Genomic DNA, 17,376 nt, shown 5'->3' on the forward strand with positions numbered 1-17,376 from the left:
AGTATTTATAATGATTTAGTTCGTCTCTGCTGAGCTATCACTTTATCATAGAGCCGGGCGTATTTGCGCGCTATGCCGGCAGGCTCGAACCGCTTGACGTTTTCCGTTCCGGCGGATGTTATCTCCTCGCGCAATCCTTGATCTCCGATGATCGATAAGATCCCGCTCCGTATCGATTCAACGTCAAACGGATCGACGAGAACCGCCGCGCCGCCCGAAACTTCTTTCAACGGACTAAGATCGCTCGTGATCAGCGGCTTTTTCATCGCCTGCGCCTCGAGTATCGGCAGCCCGAATCCTTCGTAGGTCGAACAGAAGGCGACGATGTCGGCGCGTTGGTATTCATCCCGCATTTCTTCGCTGCTGAGGCCGAACGCGATCTCGTAGTCGATGCCGCTGTTGGCAAGCGTTTCTTCCAGTTCCCTGTCCGGTGTCCCGATCACGCGAAGTTTGCAACTGATTCCGCGGAGCGCGTCCAAAAGTCTCGGAATGTTCTTGTTCGGCGTGATCCCGACCTGCAGGATCGTTGGACGGCCGGCGTTGAATTGCGGACTTTCGCCGGCGTCGAACCCGCCAAGCAGCGGATTCTCGATGACCTCTATCTTGTTGCGAGCGAATCCGGCATGTTCCAGGAGTTCGCTTCGGGTCGCTTCGGAAACGACCGTGACATACCTCAAACGCCGCAAAGGCCAGTCAAGAAAGAGTTTCTTCAGGATAAAGCGGCGAACTCCGGACCTCAGATGGAGGAACCCGATGTCGTGGATCGTGAGAATCGTCCTCTCCGGCGGAAACAGCAGAGCGATGTAGTGAACCTGGCCGGTGACGTGATAGATGTCGGAGTCGGGCGGCCGAAAGAACAGAAGATTCTTGAGGATATCGGCAAATGCGTTGCCGTAAGGAAGCTTGACGAATTCGGTTTCGAAACCTCGGAGTTTGCCGGCGATCTCCGCAAAGACCTTTTCGATGCTGAACGCCAAACCGTCTTTTTTCCAGTATTTGCGTTCGATGAATGTGATCTTCGGACTCATCGGTATTCGGCGTGTTCGTGAACGTACCTGATCAGCATCTCTTTCGAAATGACGGTCGTTCCGACCTGTTCGACAACCAGTCCGGCCGCGAGATTCGCGAATTCGACCGCCTCGGCGAGGCCGACCCCGGCCGCAAGCGCCGTACCGAGCGCGGCAATGACCGTGTCTCCGGCACCCGTGACGTCATAGACCTTGCGCGCCTGCGCCGCGAAATGATGTTCCGCGCCGGTCCGTTCGTAAAGCGTCATCCCGGATTCGCCGCGCGTGATCAGAACAGACTCGATCCCAAGTTCACGGACGAGCATCTCGCCCGCGGCATCGACGGCGTCCCCCTCTTCCAAACTGCAGGCCTCGAGCGCCTCGCGCTGATTCGGAGTGATCAGGTCGGCGCCTTTGTACTTCCTGTAGTCCTTGCCTTTCGGATCGACGAGCACAAGCTTCCCGGCGTCATTTGCAAACGTTATCAGACGCGTCAAAAGGCGGTCGGTCAGAAGGCCTTTCGCATAATCCGAAACGACCAGCAGATCCGAATCTGCCAGCGCCCGCTCGATCGATGCGGCGACCGTCAGTTCGGCCTGACCAGTCAACTCGGCGGAGTTTTCCTGATCGAGCCTGACGACTTGCTGGCTATGGGCGACGATCCTCGTTTTGACGATCGTCGTCCGGTCACCGACGGCGAGCAGATCGGAGCCCGACACCCCGAGGCGTTCCAATTCGGCACGAAGAACGTCGCCGTCAGCGTCTCGGCCGGTGATCCCGAAGAGCCGCACCGACGCCCCGAGTCCGGCGGCATTGGCGGCGACATTGGCCGCGCCGCCCGCGGCGATCGTCGTATTTTCCAGCTTAACGACGGGAACCGGCGCCTCGGGCGAAATGCGCGACACGGTTCCCCAATGATAACGGTCGAGCATTACATCGCCGACTACCGCGATCCGTGCGTTCTTGAATTTTTCAAGCAGTTCTTCGATCAAAGCTCTATGTCCGTCAACTCCTTGTCGATGAATTCACACCAGAGATGCGCGATCGTGATGTGCGCTTCCTGGATCCGCGCCGTGCGCGGCGACGGAACGAGTATTGCCTGATCGCAAAGCGAGGCGAGCTTTTTGCCGCCCGAACCGGTCAGCCCGATCGTCTTCAAACCCATTTGGCGCGCCTTCATCACCGCCGCGATGATATTCGCAGAGTTGCCGCTGGTGCTGATCGCGACCAGCACGTCGCCGGCACGTCCCAGTCCTTCGATCTGCCGTGCGTAGATCCGTTCGAAGTCATAATCGTTCGCGATCGCGGTCAGCGCCGAGGTGTCGGTCGTCAGGGCGATCGCCGGCAGAGACGCGCGCTCGGTCTCGAATCGCCCGACCAGTTCGGCTGCCAGGTGCTGCGCATCCGCCGCGCTCCCTCCGTTGCCGCAGATCAGAACTTTTCCGCCGCGCCGAAACGCATCGATCATAGTTTGGGCCGTAACTGTAATTGCCTGAACGTTTATAGCGCGAAGCTCATCTAACACCTGAAGATGCTCAGAGATCGAGCGGGTTATCGGGCCAACATCATCCGTTACCTTAACTTCCGGCGGCGCGCTTTGCAGGCTTTCGACAATGCGGCTTGTGGAATGATCTCCCAGGAGCGCGAGCGAATGAACTTCCCCGCCCCTCGATCTCACGAAATCCGCGCCGACGATCTCGCCGACCGGCCAATCGCCGCCTTTGACGAGTACGTCGGGGCATAACTCACGGATCAGGCGTTCAGGCGTGGCTTCGTCAAAGACACGTACTTCATCAACTGCCTTAAGTCCCACCAAGACCGCGGCCCGGTCATTTTCAGACATCAGCGGCCGGTTCCGCCCCTTTATCGCGCGCACCGAAGCATCGCTGTTTATCCCGACGATCAGTTTCGTTCCGAGCGCCCGCGCCCGCGTCAGAAGGTCTACGTGGCCCGGGTGGATCAGATCGAAGCAACCGTTTGTGAAAACTACCTTTTCCATTAAGCGAGTCTATTACAGATCCGGATCAAACGGTTCGTCGCAGACGAAACGTCCGGTTGTCGCCTTCTACCCCAACAAGAGAAAAGTACAATTCGCTCCCGATTTCGGCGAAGTTCGGAAACTGGATCGTGCCGAACTGAAAGAGCGTCGGATGCCACCAGTCCTTTTCGAACTTCGCGACTTCGGTCAGTATCCCGTCTTGGCCGAAACTCCAGATCGCGGCAACATTCTCCTTTTGGCTCGGCGCGTTCTCGGCGGTCGTCGCAAAGAACAGGTCTTCGCCGACCTTTTTGGAATAGAAGACCGTCCCGGTGACCTCTCCGAGGATCTTTCGTTCACCGCCCGTACGCGAAAGCTCATAAACGACATTGCTCCGAAACTCGGCGTCCGTCCCGTAATACAAGGCTCTTTCTGAGAAAAGGACACTGACCGCACGCCAGGTTTCGTCGCCGGCGCCGATCTCCTCGACGGTTCTGAATTCATCGAAGGTGCGCAACATCCGGCATTCGGAATCGTTGTCTCCGGTCAGACAAACCAGGGACTCCGTGTATGGGTCGAAATAGACCCCGTGAACATGCTTGATCGAACCGGCCGGAAACTCGTAGACCGTTTCGACCGACTCTTGGCCGGGCCTGTAACGGTAGACAAGCATCGGTCCGCGCTCGTCGTTGGCCAGGTATTCGCCGAAAAAGACACTGCCGTCCCGATCGACCGCGCAGGCTCCTCTGAGAACCCGGCATTCACGGGTTAAACCACCGAGCGCCATATACTTACCGGCTCTTATCACACCTATCGCCTTATCAAATGTGACGAACAACTCGCCATTCCCGACGGGCAAAACGTTGGTCACGGAAAACCGTAGAAGTCTCTGAACCGGACGCAGAACCGTCGCCAGGCTTTTCCAACCGGGCGCGTCGATCGCCGCGACGAGTTCGAACGGCGGTTGAAGATCTGCCGACCGATAGATCGCGTTCCGGCGCGACAGTAGGTAATTGCCGCGCTCCGCCCACTCGACCGTGTAGCCGTCCAGATCCGGCACTCTCTCAACGTTCCAAATCATTGTTTTCGGCAGATGTACGAGCCGATCACCAGGACGTCCATCTTTGTTCGCAGGAAGCACTCGATTGCTTCCGAAGGCTTGGCGACGATCGGCTCGTTCTCGTTAAAGCTCGTGTTGAGGATGATCGGAATGCCCGTCCTCTTTTCGAAGGCGCTGATCAGGTCGTAATAGAGTGGGTTCTCGTCGCGAGCGACCGTCTGCAGGCGTCCGGTGTCGTCCAGATGATTGACCGCCGAAAGCCTGTCGCGCCATTCGGGTCGTATCTTGTAAACGTGCAGCATAAAAGGCGACGGATGATCCTGCTCGAAAATGTCGTTCTGGCGTTCCTGCAGCACCGACGGCGCGAAAGGCCGGAACGATTCGCGATGCTTGATGCGGGCGTTGAGAATGTCCTTCATATCGGGAAACCCCGGATGCGCAAGTATGGAACGGTTTCCGAGCGCGCGCGGCCCCCACTCCATTCGGCCCTGAAACCATCCGACAACGTTGCCGTCCTCGATGATCCCGGCGGTTTGCTCGATCAGTTCGGCGCGTCCGAGTTCCTCGTAAACGACCCCGTAGCGGTCGAGTTCGGACTTGATCTCGGAGTCCGAATACTCGTCGCCGAGATAGGAATGCTTCATCACCCAGCGCTTGCGTTCCTTGAGAACAGAATTGGAAACGAAAAGCGCCGCGCCAAGCGCGAGCCCGTCGTCGCCGGCCGCCGGCTGGATGCACGTTTCGCGAAACGGCGTTTCGAGCAGCAATTTACCGTTGGCGACACTGTTCAGGACGCAGCCTCCGCCCATCGCCAGGCGCGTCGTCGGAACTTTCGAGTGGAGAACGTTGAGGATATGCATGTAATACTCCTCGAAAACGCGCTGCAATCCGAAGGCGATGTCCATATCGCGCTGCTTGATCTCCGAATGCCGCGCCCGGGGTTCGCCGAACGCCTCGATGAACTTGTCGGAATACAGGCGATGGACGATCATCTCGCCGTCGTCGTTGATCTCCATCCCCTGATTCGCACCGAACGGCAGGAAGTAATCCGAATTGAGCGTAAAGCCGTCCTTCGTACGGCTGAGCATCCCTTCGAAAAACTCGCGGTACCGGTCCTCGCCGAGCGGCGCGAGGCCCATCACCTTGCCCTCGTCACCGTATTTTCCGTAACCGATGAACTGGCAAACCGCGGTGTACATCGTTCCCAGAGAGTGCGGGACGAATATCTTCTTGACGGGCTTGATCTCGTCTCCGACGCATTCGCTCATCAGGCACGAAACGAAATCGCCCGAGCCGTCGATCGTGATTCCCGCGCAATGATCCCATTCGGACGCAAAATATGCACTGGCGGTGTGGGCCAGATGGTGCTCGACGTTGTAGGTTTCGAATCGCAGAGACGAATGCGGGACCCCGCATTCCTTTGCGATCATCGTTTTAAGATCGTCAAACGTTTTGCTCTTGCCGCGTATCTTCGCAAGATTCAATAATTTACCAGGATTTCTTAAAGCGAATTCGAGTTTTTTCGAGAGATTCGCCGAAGAATCGCGTCCGACAGCGACGGCGTCTATATCCTCGAACCCGACGCCGGCGATCTCGAGACACCGCAAAACCGAAAGGCGAGGGAAACCCGCGAAATACTTGACCCGGTTGAGCCGTTCTTCCGCGATCGCCGCCAACGGTTGACCGTCGACCAGAAGTGCCGCCGAAGAACCGGCGTGGTTCGTGTTTATTCCAAGAATTATGGCCATTACTGTTCGAAAACCCCGAAGGGCGAAAAGGAAGAGTTTATTATCCGAAGCGCCCGTCGTGCAAGAACGGAACACCCATCCGCCGAAATCATTGGAAACGATTGTCGCGTTGGAACTTCCGAGCGAAAAAGCTGGTGAAGACGACGCTGACGACGACGACGAAAAAAACGCGCAGCACGATCGGAAAAAACGTCGCGTAAAACGATTCGAACGAAACCGCCGCAAGCAACGGATAATAGGCGACCTTTTTCCAAATCCTCGACTCCGGAGTGGCGATCAAGTAACTGTAGATCAGCCGGTAATAGACCCCGATGATCATCATTCCGAGCGGGATCCCGATGACCCCGAAATTGCGCAGAAGATCGCCGAAAGGAGTGATCGCGAACGAATTGTCGCCGTAATCGAAATAAAGCTCGCTGTATGCCCGCGGATCCGAGGTGTTTGGCTTGTCGGCCCAGACGATTCGCGGAACGAACGACGTCAAAAGGTCGTTGACGATGTTGTTCTTGAGGCCGTAACTCTCTTCGTACGGCTCGAGTTTCTCGTAATTGGCGACAACGACGCCCAGCGAACTCAGATTTTCGATCCTCTCGGCCATCGAGCTGAAGCCTTCGGACAAAATCATCGAAGTATCTGCCCGGGAGATATAATCGAAGGTCTCGGCGATCTGTCCGACGTAATCGCCGGCATTGATGCGCTCCTCCGATCCTTTGATGCGCCGAAACGTCGTTCCGTAAATGATCCCTATGAAGATCGAAACGACGAGAATCGCCCCGAAAACCGAGGTGTGCTGCCATTTCAATCGACGGCCCGAATACCAGAAAGCGACGGCGATCGAGATGACGCTCAGCATCAGGCTGCTGCGTCCGCCCTGAAGCGCCATTCTGAGCGGGATCATCATCACCAGAAACGCAATGATCAAATAAAAGAGACCGTTCCGTTTTCGGGTTTGAAAGATCGCGAGCCACAGAAGCACGTAGCCGACGTTGAAGATATAGGTCAGAAACACGACCACGCTGTCGAAGGCGCCGACCTGATCTACCCTTTGAAAGCCGAGGACGCCCTGCAGGATTCCGAGAATGCTGATCGCGAGCCCCGAAAGCGTCAGCACGACCCCCGGGAACCAGACCTTGTCGAGGTCCCAGTCGCCCTTCGGCGAGAATCGGCTGAGTCTGTCGGCGGCAAATTGGCCGACCGGAAGGTAAAACCCGGCAACGACGCCGATGAACCCGATAGACACGTAGACGAGCGACAACGGCAAGGTATATTCGGGATCGGTCACGAAAAGCATCACGTAATTGTTCGTCATATTGAACGTGATGATGAACGCTCCGACAACAAACGCCGGGAAGATATAGGACCAGACTCCGAAGACGAGCGGATGAAAAAGATCGAACTCACCCCGATAGTAGTAATATGCGGCCGGCGCAAGAACTATTGCTCCGGCTCCAAGCGCCCACGGAACCAGATAGAAATCGCCGAGCGCAGCCCCGAAACCGCCGTCGAATACGAAAAACGCCAACCCCGCGACCAACGCGAGTCCCCAAAGTCCCGCAACCGGCACGAAGAGCCCGCCGCGCCGTCCGCCGCTTATCTGAACATTCCTGAGGTTGTTGACCGATCTCATTTCCGAACTGTCTTGCGCGCGACGATGATCCTGCCCTCGCCGCCTTTTTCACCTTTTAGGAGCGGTTTTAAGAGCCGCGCCGCGATCCCGGCGATCTTTCCTTTGAGATTTTCGCCGGTTTTGTAGATATACCTATTGAATCCTTCTTCGACGATCTCGAAACCTGCTTCGTCAAGAAGCATTTCGAGTTTCCAACGGAAGATCGGCGTGATGTGCGCCGGCCGAACCGTTTCCCAGGCGCTGAAATGCTTCAGCCGTCCGGTGTAAAGAAAAATGAGCCGCGAACTGACGGCTTCGACGTTCGGGGTCGTCAAAAACAGAAACCCGCCTTCATTCAATAACTTAGCCGCCTCGCGGGCGAAGCTGAAAGGATTCTCGACATGTTCGATAATTTCGATCGCGACGACGGCGTCAAACTTCCGCGCTCCGACCTTTGAAGCGAATTCGCAGTCAAGGTCGATATCGAGCACCTCAACCTCGGGAACACGCCAGTTATCCGGATCCGAATCGACCGCGAGCACCCGGTGCCCGAGTTCGCGCAGACTCTTCGAAAAGGCGCCCTGGCCGGCTCCGAGGTCGATGATCGACGCCGGTTCGCTGACGTGTTTCCTGACGAGTTCGAGGACCTTTTCGTGCGTTTCATGCCCGGCCATCGAATGCGGCCGTTCCGATGCTTCCTGTTTCATCAAAATCCTAACCGTTTCGGAGTCCGCAAACCGCGATGACTCCGTCACACAACTGCGGCGACATTTTTACACTAACATCATTGACCAATTTATAAAACCAGCGTAAATGCGGGCGATGCTCGGGGCCGACGTCGTAAAAACAGAACTGTTTCAATTCCAGATCGTTGCGCTCGACGACCAGTTTCAGCGTCCGGTATGAATAGTATGCGACGTGGTCGGGATGGACCGGCTCGTTCTCGCCGCCGCGGCCGCGCAGCCCGTACATCGCGAAACGCATCGCGGAATAGGCGTTGATCGTCGTGATCACGAGCCGCGTTTCAGGGTTCATAAAGCGCTTGATCCCGTCGAAGAATCGCCCGGGATTGTTGAGATGCTCGATCATCTCGCCGGCAATGATGACGTCGAACGTCGCATCGAGCGGAACTTCATCGAGTCTCTCGAGGTCCGCCCGGTAGAGATTCCGGGAGCCGTTTTCAATCAGAAGATCGATTCCCTCCTGATCGAAGTCGAATCCGTGGAGTTCCGCCGCGATCTTCTCAAGATCGGAATGGAGCAGCATGTTCTGCGCGATCGAATCGGCTGTATAGGGCCAGTTGGTGCAGCCCAGATGCAGCACCTTTTTCCCTTTCGACTCTTGTTTGATGAATGCAACCCGATCGACGAGTTCGATCTTTTTCGACATATTTTTCTAATTCTTCTTCAAAATTCGCCCCGCAAGCGCAATTTCATCGTCGCCGACAAATCCGACGGCAAAAAGGACCAGGCAATAGATCACGCCGGCAACGCCGACGGTCGCCACCAGCGAGAGCCAGTTCGCGGGAAGGTACGCCAAACCAGCTAACTCCACGAACGCCCCGGCCGCCGCCGCAAGACCGACCGACCCGATCGTTTTTGCCCAGAACCCGCCTTGTATTTTACCGAAGAACCAGCGCTCGACATACAGGATCGAGAACGTCAGCACGAAAAAGCCCGAAAATCTTGCGATCGCGGTACCGATGATCCCGTATTCAGCTGTCAAGAACAGCATCCCGGCGATCGCGATCACGAAGCAGACCAAATACGCACCGAAGTTGTAAGACGGGTAACCGAGGCCTTCGGTCATATTCCAGGAAACGACGAGCAGGGCCGCCAGAGCGAACGTCAAGGTATGGACGACCAGAACCGGCGCCGACTGCGCAGCCAGCTCGGGCCCCATCCAAAGGGTCATAAACAATTTGCTTTCAACAATTAGCGTCACCGCAATAAATCCGATGAAAAAGCAAACGAGTTTCGTCGAACGCAGATACAGACTCTTCAGTTTCTCGCGGTCGCTGCCGAGTTCGCTCGAAAGCGGAAAGACTACGAGGAGTAGGCTCGAAACAAAACCGTGAATGTATATTCCGAGCGTCATCGGAACGACGTAATAGGTCAGGCTCTCCTCACCGAGTTTTCGGATGATCCAGCCGCGTTCAAACAGGAGCACCGCGTTCGAGATGATCTGGTAGCCGATGACGCCGCCGCTGAAGCCGATAATTCGCCGCATCGTTTCCCGTTTGGGAATCGGCGCGATCGAACCGGGCGGCAGAAGATTCCGTGCGACGGCGAAGGTCAATAACCAAGCAAAAGCGAGAACGCCGACGTTCCATAAAAGCAGCGCGAGCAACCCGTAACCCGCCAGTGCAAGAACCACGCTGCCGGCGATCGTCGCGATGCTCGAGAGGTTCGTCAGCTTTGAAAACAGGTCGTAGCGCTGAAAGCCCTGCAAAACCGCGAGGAACACCTGCCATTGCATCGTCAGGAAGATAATGCCCGCAGCGGCATAAAAGGCGTGCATCGCGTCCGGGGCGTTCGCTTCGTCGATCCGGAAGACACTCCTCACGAGCCAACCCGATATGGCGACAAGCAGCAGGGCTCCGAGCGAACCGACAACGAGGTTGATCGCCAAAGTCGTCGCCACAACGTCGTTGATGCGGCCGGTTTCACGCGATCTCTGATATTCGGCGATGAACTTCGTTACGGCGCGGCCGGTGTTCAGGTTGAACGAATACCCGACTACGCCGAGGACCAACGCATAAACGCCGTAACCGCTGTGTCCAAGTGATTTAACGATGATCGGCGTGGCTACGAAACTGAGTCCGAGCGGTAAAAACCAGGTCGAAAACCCGTAAAAAGCGTTCTTCGCAACACCTCTCGCTTTTCCTCCCGAACCGCTCATCTTTTGCCTTTGCACGCTTTCGCGTATGCCTCGAAAGCGATCTCGGCGACCTCCTTTTCGTTGAATTCCCGCAACACCTTTTCCCGTCCCGCGCTTCCGAGTCGTGTCCGAAGGCCGTCGTCGAGGCTCAAGCTACGCACCGCCGCCGCCAGCGCCGGCGCGTCGCCGGGTGCGATCAGGAGTCCGGTTTCGCCGTCGATGATCGCCTCGGGAATACCGTTGACATCGGTTGAAACGCTCGGGATTCCGAGCGACATCGCTTCGAGCAGCGAGATCGGAAGGCCCTCTACGTAACTCGGAAGCACGAAGACGTCCGCGATTCTCAAAAAACGCATCAGATCGAGGTGATTTGTGCCGATATCGGCGGACCTGATCAGGCGAAAGCGCGCTCCGAGCCCGAATTCACCGACCTTTTCCCGCTCCGCTTCACTAAGCTCCGAGTTTGTGATCCACACGAAACTGATCTTCTCACCCATCCGTTCAAGAATTCGCGCGGCCTCCAGCACGTCCCAGCGGCCCTTCCGGTCGATAAACTGCCCGACCGAAAGCACCAGAAGTTCGTTCTCGGGGATTCCAAAGCGCATCCTCAATGCGAGGGCATCGAACTCCGCCCCGAATGCTTCCGCTACCTCGTCCGGATCGACATTCGTATACGTGACCGCCGTCCTTCCAAGGAAATCCGGCGAAACATACGGTGCGAGGCTCTCCTTCGCGTCCCGGTTCGACGTGAAGAGCCGGAAGTTCTCCAGGCGTGACACCATCGCGAACTTCAAATTCCAGAGCCGCCGCCGCCACCCGGACGCCGTCGGCAGACGGTTGTGCATCGTCGAAAACACCGGACCGCCCGCAGACAGCACGGCGAGCGCAGTCACCGATTGCCAGGGAGACAACTCGACGTGCAGAACGCTGTCCTTGCGATCGTAGCGATTCAAAGCGCGGATCATCGAGATTTCCGCGCGAATCTTGTTCAGATGCCTTCGGAGTTTACGTCCGATCCCGTCGGCAGGCGCGAGATCGGCCCGGGATTCAATCAGCTCAAACCCGATGCCGGCCGCCTTACAAAAATCGAGAAACTGCGGATCCGTTCCTCGCGGAAAAACAAAACGCACCCTGCAACGGTCCATTATGCGGCGGGCTATTCCAAGGAAATAGATCTGCGCCCCGCCCCATTCAAGGTAGTTCCAAGCGAAGACAACTTCCTTCGGCAATGTTTCAGTCTGATATTCGGACTTCAAGTGTTATCTCAAGGGTCGGCACAGCGACAGTTAAAGTGATCTCTGAACTTTTTCGGAAAAATTCGAAGGGAAATTCTATCAGAATCGCGGTCCGGTGTCGCGTTCCTCCCGCTAACTTGTTGATTTTATTCACTCATTGGCGAAACTTGTCGCGTTATCTCAAAATGTGTATCGTTAGGACAGTATGAAAAAGATCCTCGTGACCGGCGGATCGGGCCTTGTCGGCCGCCATCTCAGAGATATCCTGCCGGACGCAACTTATATTTCTTCGTCGGACTGCGATCTTCGCTCCGAAGCGGACGTTAAGAGACTGTGCGGCGACGGCTGGGACCACATCGTGCATCTTGCCGCACGCGTCGGCGGGATCATCGAAAACATCAACTTCCCCGCCGAGTTCATCGAGCAGAACCTTTTGATGAATACGCTTTTGCTCAAGTATGCGCGGCTGAACGACGTCCCGAGACTGACCGCCGTATTGTCGACCTGCATCTATCCCGACGTTTACCCGACTTACCCTTTGCTCGAAGCGGACCTGCACAAGGGCGAACCCCAGCGAACGAATTTCCCGTATGCGATCGCCAAACGCGCGATGGCGGTGCAGATCGACGCCTACGCCAAGCAGTATGGCTTGAAATACAATTATTTGATCCCCTGCAATCTGTACGGTGAATATGACAAAGTGGATGAACAACGAAGTCATTATTTAACAGCGCTTTTGGGAAAGATTATTAAGGCAGAACGTGAAGGAAGTGCAGTGGTCAAGCTGCTCGGAACGGGCACCCCGCTCCGGCAGTTTATGTACGGCGGCGATCTTGCCCGAACCATTAAACATTGTATTGAGAGCGATTTATACGAATCCTTTAATGTGGCGGTTGATGAAAACCGAAGCATTCGCGAGATCGCCGAGATCGCCCTTGAGGCGTGCGGCAAGTCCGATCTGAGGCTCGAATTCGACCAAACATCACCCGATGGTCAGTTTCGCAAAGACGTTTCGAACTCGCGGATGAAATCATTCATGCCTCACTTTATATTTACCGATTTAACCGTCGGTATCAAAAAGGTTTACGACTACTACAAAGCGAACAACATTATATGAAAAAGACCCTGATCACAGGAATCAATGGCCAGGACGGGAGTTACCTCGCGGAGTTTTTGCTCGAAAAGGGATACGAAGTTCACGGAATACTGAAACGAAACTCGGTCGCCGAAACCCAAACGACGCGGATCGAACATATCCGCGACCGGATAAATCTCTATTACGCGGACATCACCGATCTCTCTTCCCTGATCTATGTCATCAAGGAGATCCAGCCCGATGAACTCTATCATCTTGCGGCGCAGTCGCACGTACGGATTTCTTTCGACCAGCCGATCTACACGGCAAATGCGACCGGACTGAGCACAGTCAACGTGCTCGAAGCAGTTCGGCTGATGAAACCCGACATTCGCGTTTATCAGGCGTCGTCCTCGGAGATGTTCGGGAATTCGATCGACTCCGACGGTTACCAGCGCGAGAAGACGCCGATGAACCCGGTTTCCCCGTACGGCTGCGCAAAGGTCTTCTCCTACCACCTCGCGCGAAACTACCGGAACGCCTACAAGCTCTTTGTTTCCAACGGCATCCTCTTCAATCACGAAAGCCCCAGGCGAGGCACGAACTTCGTCACGAACAAGGTCTGCAAGGAAGCGGTCCGGATCTTTTACGGTCAGACCGAACGGCTCGAACTCGGAAATCTTCAGGCGACGAGAGATTGGGGGCACGCGAAGGATTACGTCAAAGCGATGTGGCAGATCCTGCAGCTCGACTCGCCTGACGATTTCGTTTGTGCAACGGGAATCTCAAAAAGCGTCCAGGATCTTGTCGAATATGTTTTCGGAAGGCTTAACCTCGACTGGAAAGAGCGCGTTTTTGTGAATCAGCGGTACTTGAGACCCGAGGAGCTTCATAATCTCAAAGGCGATTCGACCAAGCTCCGGAACAGAACCGGTTGGCAACCCGAGTACACATTCGAGACGATGCTCGACGAAATGGTCGATTATTGGGTCGAGGAACTAAAGTAAACCGAGATTAAGCGTTAGGTCAGATTTGCCGCCAAATCACGCGACTGGATGCAAAAGCCTGTTCTTCGCGCAAAGTCCGCCAAGATCGAGGCTGAAAAGTGGAAAAATTCGCTGAAAGCGAATCAGAGAATTGCCCGGGGTGAGCGAAGCGTAACCCCGGGTTTATAGTCAGACGGGACGCCGACCCCGTTAAGGGGGCGAAGGTAAGCCGTTGATTATTGGACCCTTGCAGCATCATAATGACGCGTTGTTCAACAAAGGGCGGCGGTCGTTTCTTTCGCCTTGCCGCACATTTTGTCCCCTTTTGCGACTTTCAGGAATACGGACTTTTCAGACAGACTCCTCTCTCAGGGTCAGCCAACGACGCGGTCGGCATATGTTTCGAAGAGAGGCGGCTCAGGAACCGTTTCAGCGTAGCTTCCTTCGATGTTCTTTCCGATCGCCCAGCGAATGAAAAAGACCGGAAAGGCGAGCAGCGCTTCGAATCGGTTCGGCGCGCCGTACCAGTTGGCGAGAAACCTCCGGCGAAGACTGTGTGTGTTGCCGAGATCGATGAAAAGCGTCCGAAAGAGCTTTTTCGCGCCCATCTTCCGAACCCGCGGCGGGAGATTGTTGGGTTGGCAAAAAACGCGTGCGGACGGGTCGACCAATAGCTTCCAGCCGTTGCGGCGCATCCTCGGCGTGTACTCGGCATCGCCGAAATGGGGAAACCGCTTTTCGTTCATCAGGCCGTTCTCGCGAATCGCCGCGACCGGAAAGAGAACGCAGTTGCCGACGATCAGTTCCACTTCCCAGGGTTTGGCCGGCACCGTCCAGACCGTCTGCTTGACCCAATGCCGAAATCCGCCGGAGAACGTCTCCCAACGCGGCGCGACCTGGAAGATTCTGTGGGGTTCGTCCCAAAGCAAGAGCAGCGCGCCGACGATCGAACGCGAATTCCGGCGCGCGGTCGCGATCATCCGCTGAAGGAATTCCGCGTCGAAAACCTCGTCGTCGTTGATCGTCAGAATGAAATCCGGATCGTGTTTGAGCGCCGCCTCTATCCCGCGATTCGTTCCTGCGGTGAACCACAGGTTTCCGTCGCCGGAAACTATCTCGACCTCTGGATATGATGCCCGGATCGCTTCAGAAGTGCCGTCCGTCGACCCGTCATCGACGATGACCACGTGCACGGAGAGCCCGTCCTTATTCACCCTCGAAAGGCTTCTCAGACACTGCAAAGTAATGTCACGCCGGTTATGGACCGGCGTGACGATTTCAACCCGCGTCAGCTTTTCTTCCGTGATCATTGCCCTTCGTCATCGTGACGATAATAATCTTGGTGGTAATACGTTTGATAGTAATAGTAGTCGTTCTGAGATCGCAGATTGACGTTGTTGAGCACTACGCCCAAGACCTTCGCACCGACATCCTGAAGAAACTGGCGGGCGCGACGGACAACCTGGCGGGAACTCTTTCCCGAATGGACGACGAGAATCACGCCGTCGACCATCGACGCGATCAAAACGCCGTCCGTGAACGAAGCGATCGGCGGCGAATCGACGACGACATGTGTGAAATTATCCTGCATCACCTTCAGAAAATTGGTCATCTGCTCAGAACCGATCAGTTCCGCCGGATTCGGCGGGATCGGTCCCGACGGCAACAAGTGGAGTTTCGCGTCGTCGTCATACTGAACCGTTTCGACGATTTCCGCAGGCGTCATTTCGCTTGAGAGAATGGTACTCAAGCCCTGCGCGTTGCTGATCCCGAAAACGCTGTGCAGGCGCGGCCGGCGCATATCGGCGTCGATCACGAGCACTTTCGCGCCGGTCTGCGCGAGGCTGATCGCGGTGTTGACGGCGGTCGTCGTTTTTCCTTCGGCCGGAAGGCTCGAGGTAACGAGCAGCGATTTGGGTGCGTGCCCGGCGGTCGAAAGCAGGATCGAGGTCCTGAGTTGCCTGTACGCTTCCGCCAGGGACGAACGCGGATCGTTATTGATCAGCAATTCGGTGCTCCCTTTCGGTTCCTGCTCCTCTCCATTTGCCCCAACGAGCAGCAATCGCCGCTTCGGCATCGAATCGATCGTCGGGATCGCGGCCAGAGCCGGCAGTTGCAGAAGGCTTTCGACTTCCTCTGTCGAATGGATCGTATCGTCGAGGTATTCGAGGAACAACGCGAGTCCGGCGCCGAACAGAGTCGACAGGACCAACGCCGCGAGCACCGTCATCAAGCGCCGCGGCGCGATCGGAACTTCGGGCGGGATCGCGATCTCCGCGATGCTGATATTGTTATCGGACCCTTGCGAAACGATGATGTTAGAACTCTGCTGCTGGTTGAGATCCTTGAGAAAACCTTTGTTGGTCTCGAGGTTCTGCTCCAAAAGCCTGATATTGATCGCCGCGCCGTTCTGCGACTGTGCCTGATTGTATTGTTCGCTGAAAGCGGCGCGGATCTTGTCCTCCTGGCCTTTCGACTGTACGTATTTCGTGCGCAGATTGTCGAGGATCGTCTGCGAAGCGCGCGTCCGAAAGTCCTTGAGGTCCTTTTCGTTCTTGTCCTGCGCTTCCTTGAGTCCGTTGTTCAGGGTCTCGATCTTCTTGTCGATCTCTTGAACTTCCGGCGCCGAATCGCGGTATTCGACGAGCAGCTTTTCCTTTTCCGCCCGTAGCTGCGTAACCATTTCCATCGTCCGGTTGCGGATTGTCCGGATATCGTTCTCGCGCTCGGTCGTGTACCGGATCACCTCGGCTTCAGCCAGAGAATTCAGTTGATCGGGCGAATTCCGAACGGCGTTGTACTGGGCCTCGGCATTCTTGCGGAGATTCTCCGAATCGAGAAGCTGTTTGTTCAGTCCTTCGAGGCGCTGGAGAACGATCGTCGAACGCTCGTCAAGATCGATGATCCCGGACGTGCGCTTGAGTTCGACAAGTTTCACCTCGTCGCTCTTGATCTGGGTTTGCAGGTCCGCGATCCGGTCGTCGAGGAAATCGCTCGTCTTTTTGCTGGTTCCGGAACGTCTTTCCTGATTTTGCTTGGAGAAAACACTGGCGATTCCATTGACGACATTTGCGGCCAGATCCGAATTCGAGTGACGGAACGAAACATTTATCAGACGCGTTTCCTTCACCGTTTGGCGGGATTCCCGCACCGGCTCGACCGTCAGGTTCTTGCGGATAACGTCGATGAACGGCGCCAGCCGGATCGCTTCGGCGATTTCTTCTCCGGTCGCCGAAGAACCTCCGGCGGCATCGCCCAGCGTCTTTTCATCCTTTTTCTTGGTGTCGCTCGCGAGCCCTATGGTTTTGAGGAATGAGCGCCACGCCGAGGTCGATTCTTCGGCCTTTGCCGCCTGAAACTCCTTGTTGCCGTCGAGGTTCAATTCCTTGACCGCGCGTCGAAGCAGCGTCTCGCTCGTCAGCAGCTGGAGCTGGGTGTTGAAGTACGCCGGATCCGGGTTGGTCACGCTGACGCGGCGTTCGCTGGTCACGAGATCCGGATTCGTTTGCTCAAGATCGACCTGGACCGTTGCGGTCGCCTGATAGATGTTCGGGCGCCGCGCCATATAGATCGCGGTCAGGGTCGTTATCAGCACCGTGATACCGATCACCAGCCAGAGTCGCTTGCGGATCGCCCGCCAGTAATCGATGAGCTGCATTCCCTCTTGGGCGTACAACTCGCGATACCCGCCGTAACCGCCCGGCTGCGACGGCATCTCGACATTGTAGGGACGTTCGATTTCCGTTCGCTCGGGGGCTTGCTTTTTAATGATCTCGCGACTCTCTTTCATAGATTCGTATG

Annotated in this window: 14 protein-coding genes; 2 read left to right on the top strand and 12 right to left on the bottom strand. The window is 56.1% G+C overall.

Translation table 11 applies throughout. From position 1 onward, the window contains the following. Positions 1 to 5: 5 nt before the first annotated feature. The 10 genes from IPN69_12355 to IPN69_12400 all read right to left on the bottom strand — a co-directional run bounded on the left by IPN69_12355 (position 6) and on the right by IPN69_12400 (position 11,508). A complete protein-coding gene (locus IPN69_12355) occupies positions 6 to 1,028 on the bottom strand; it encodes a glycosyltransferase family 4 protein (protein ID MBK8811509.1) in 1,023 nt (340 codons plus the stop codon). Beyond that, positions 1,025 to 1,939, bottom strand: coding sequence for a D-glycero-beta-D-manno-heptose-7-phosphate kinase (gene rfaE1, locus IPN69_12360; GenBank protein ID MBK8811510.1), 915 nt, complete (start codon positions 1,937 to 1,939; stop codon positions 1,025 to 1,027). Before rfaE1 ends, IPN69_12355 begins: the two co-directional genes overlap by 4 nt. 56 nt (positions 1,940 to 1,995) lie before the next feature. Continuing rightward, positions 1,996 to 3,006 (bottom strand): SIS domain-containing protein, encoded by a 1,011-nt coding sequence (locus IPN69_12365; protein ID MBK8811511.1) that lies wholly within the window; start codon positions 3,004 to 3,006, stop codon positions 1,996 to 1,998. 25 nt (positions 3,007 to 3,031) lie between these two features. After that, complete coding sequence (locus tag IPN69_12370) at positions 3,032 to 4,066, bottom strand: hypothetical protein (GenBank protein MBK8811512.1); 1,035 nt, start codon at positions 4,064 to 4,066, stop codon at positions 3,032 to 3,034. Further along, on the bottom strand, positions 4,063 to 5,793 hold the full coding sequence (locus IPN69_12375) for a carbamoyltransferase (protein MBK8811513.1): 1,731 nt from the start codon (positions 5,791 to 5,793) through the stop codon (positions 4,063 to 4,065). Before IPN69_12375 ends, IPN69_12370 begins: the two co-directional genes overlap by 4 nt. Positions 5,794 to 5,881: 88 nt before the next feature. Further along, positions 5,882 to 7,420 carry an oligosaccharide repeat unit polymerase gene (locus IPN69_12380; protein ID MBK8811514.1) on the bottom strand — a complete coding sequence of 513 codons (1,539 nt, stop codon included), beginning with the start codon at positions 7,418 to 7,420 and terminating at the stop codon, positions 5,882 to 5,884. Continuing rightward, positions 7,417 to 8,106 carry a class I SAM-dependent methyltransferase gene (locus IPN69_12385; protein MBK8811515.1) on the bottom strand — a complete coding sequence of 230 codons (690 nt, stop codon included), beginning with the start codon at positions 8,104 to 8,106 and terminating at the stop codon, positions 7,417 to 7,419. The genes IPN69_12380 and IPN69_12385 overlap by 4 nt, the downstream gene beginning before the upstream one ends. Positions 8,107 to 8,113: 7 nt before the next feature. Next, on the bottom strand, positions 8,114 to 8,788 hold the full coding sequence (locus tag IPN69_12390) for a class I SAM-dependent methyltransferase (protein ID MBK8811516.1): 675 nt from the start codon (positions 8,786 to 8,788) through the stop codon (positions 8,114 to 8,116). Positions 8,789 to 8,794: 6 nt separating this feature from the next. Continuing rightward, a complete protein-coding gene (locus IPN69_12395) occupies positions 8,795 to 10,300 on the bottom strand; it encodes an oligosaccharide flippase family protein (protein ID MBK8811517.1) in 1,506 nt (501 codons plus the stop codon). After that, positions 10,297 to 11,508, bottom strand: a complete 1,212-nt coding sequence (locus IPN69_12400; GenBank protein MBK8811518.1) for a glycosyltransferase family 4 protein — start codon at positions 11,506 to 11,508, stop codon at positions 10,297 to 10,299. Before IPN69_12400 ends, IPN69_12395 begins: the two co-directional genes overlap by 4 nt. A gap of 211 nt (positions 11,509 to 11,719) precedes the next feature. On the opposite strand from IPN69_12400, the gene IPN69_12405 reads away from it, so the two are divergent. Next, entirely contained in the window at positions 11,720 to 12,631 is a 912-nt protein-coding gene (locus IPN69_12405) for an NAD-dependent epimerase/dehydratase family protein (protein ID MBK8811519.1), read from the top strand. Beyond that, a complete protein-coding gene (locus IPN69_12410) occupies positions 12,628 to 13,596 on the top strand; it encodes a GDP-mannose 4,6-dehydratase (protein ID MBK8811520.1) in 969 nt (322 codons plus the stop codon). Before IPN69_12405 ends, IPN69_12410 begins: the two co-directional genes overlap by 4 nt. A gap of 353 nt (positions 13,597 to 13,949) precedes the next feature. On the opposite strand, the gene IPN69_12415 is transcribed toward IPN69_12410, so the two are convergent. Continuing rightward, positions 13,950 to 14,885 (bottom strand): glycosyltransferase family 2 protein, encoded by a 936-nt coding sequence (locus tag IPN69_12415; GenBank protein ID MBK8811521.1) that lies wholly within the window; start codon positions 14,883 to 14,885, stop codon positions 13,950 to 13,952. Continuing rightward, complete coding sequence (locus tag IPN69_12420) at positions 14,882 to 17,365, bottom strand: polysaccharide biosynthesis tyrosine autokinase (GenBank protein ID MBK8811522.1); 2,484 nt, start codon at positions 17,363 to 17,365, stop codon at positions 14,882 to 14,884. Before IPN69_12420 ends, IPN69_12415 begins: the two co-directional genes overlap by 4 nt. Positions 17,366 to 17,376 lie beyond the last annotated feature (11 nt).

The organism is Acidobacteriota bacterium (genome assembly GCA_016715115.1).
GTDB lineage: Bacteria > Acidobacteriota > Blastocatellia > Pyrinomonadales > Pyrinomonadaceae > JAFDVJ01.

Coding starts and splice junctions, on each gene's coding strand:
- IPN69_12415 (MBK8811521.1), bottom strand. CDS start 14,885: ATGATCACGGAAGAAAAGCTGACGCGGGTTGAAATCGTCACGCCGGTC.
- IPN69_12410 (MBK8811520.1), top strand. CDS start 12,628: ATGAAAAAGACCCTGATCACAGGAATCAATGGCCAGGACGGGAGTTAC.
- IPN69_12355 (MBK8811509.1), bottom strand. CDS start 1,028: ATGAGTCCGAAGATCACATTCATCGAACGCAAATACTGGAAAAAAGAC.
- IPN69_12375 (MBK8811513.1), bottom strand. CDS start 5,793: ATGGCCATAATTCTTGGAATAAACACGAACCACGCCGGTTCTTCGGCG.
- IPN69_12405 (MBK8811519.1), top strand. CDS start 11,720: ATGAAAAAGATCCTCGTGACCGGCGGATCGGGCCTTGTCGGCCGCCAT.
- IPN69_12365 (MBK8811511.1), bottom strand. CDS start 3,006: ATGGAAAAGGTAGTTTTCACAAACGGTTGCTTCGATCTGATCCACCCG.
- IPN69_12370 (MBK8811512.1), bottom strand. CDS start 4,066: ATGATTTGGAACGTTGAGAGAGTGCCGGATCTGGACGGCTACACGGTC.
- IPN69_12385 (MBK8811515.1), bottom strand. CDS start 8,106: ATGAAACAGGAAGCATCGGAACGGCCGCATTCGATGGCCGGGCATGAA.
- IPN69_12395 (MBK8811517.1), bottom strand. CDS start 10,300: ATGAGCGGTTCGGGAGGAAAAGCGAGAGGTGTTGCGAAGAACGCTTTT.
- IPN69_12390 (MBK8811516.1), bottom strand. CDS start 8,788: ATGTCGAAAAAGATCGAACTCGTCGATCGGGTTGCATTCATCAAACAA.
- IPN69_12380 (MBK8811514.1), bottom strand. CDS start 7,420: ATGAGATCGGTCAACAACCTCAGGAATGTTCAGATAAGCGGCGGACGG.
- rfaE1 (MBK8811510.1), bottom strand. CDS start 1,939: ATGCTCGACCGTTATCATTGGGGAACCGTGTCGCGCATTTCGCCCGAG.
- IPN69_12420 (MBK8811522.1), bottom strand. CDS start 17,365: ATGAAAGAGAGTCGCGAGATCATTAAAAAGCAAGCCCCCGAGCGAACG.